We start from the raw sequence: 310 nt of genomic DNA on the forward strand, positions 1-310 counted from the left end.
TGGGGCAGGCTCTCAAGCAGTCCGGCGTCGTCGCCTCCCAGTTCGGGGTCTCTATCGAGGAGACCGTCGGCACCCTCGCCGCGTTCGCCTCCACGGGCATGATCGGTGCCGAGGCTGGCACAGGCTTCAAGTCGATGCTGCTGGCGCTCGCGAAGCCGTCGAAGGAAGCGCAACGCACCATGGACGATCTCGGCATCGCCGCCTACGATGCCCAGGGCCAGTTCGTCGGCATCACCGACCTCGCCGGACAACTCAAGGACAAGCTGGGTGGCCTGACCGTGGAGCAGCGGCAGGCAGCCCTGTCCACCAT

General features: G+C 66.8%; 1 protein-coding gene. It reads left to right on the forward strand.

The window, feature by feature from the left end:
- The coding region (locus RMT89_RS42065) for a phage tail tape measure protein (protein WP_315889030.1) at positions 1-310 on the forward strand (310 nt) is incomplete at both ends.

Source organism: Streptomyces sp. P17, from assembly GCF_032436805.1.
Classification (GTDB): Bacteria; Actinomycetota; Actinomycetes; order Streptomycetales; family Streptomycetaceae; genus Streptomyces.